Raw genomic sequence first — 216 nt, forward strand, 5'->3', positions numbered from 1 at the left:
AGTGGATGCCTGGCGGATGGCGGTCTTGATCCGGTTGTAGGTGCCGCAGCGGCAGATATTGCCGACCATCGCCTCTTCGATCTGCTCATCGCTCGGGTTCGGATGGGTCTTGAGCAGCGCGGTGGCGGACATGATCTGCCCACCCTGGCAGTAGCCGCACTGGGCCACGGCCGTATCGAGCCAGGCCTGCTGCACGACCTTGCCGACCGGGTCGGC

Annotated in this window: 1 protein-coding gene; it reads right to left on the reverse strand. The window is 65.7% G+C overall.

Annotated features, from left to right (window positions below):
• The coding region (locus NQL71_RS29830) for a (2Fe-2S)-binding protein (RefSeq protein WP_274643808.1) at positions 1 to 216 on the reverse strand (216 nt) is incomplete at both ends.

Origin of the sequence: Pseudomonas serbica (assembly GCF_028823535.1) — a bacterium.
Taxonomy (GTDB): Bacteria; Pseudomonadota; Gammaproteobacteria; order Pseudomonadales; family Pseudomonadaceae; genus Aquipseudomonas; species Aquipseudomonas serbica.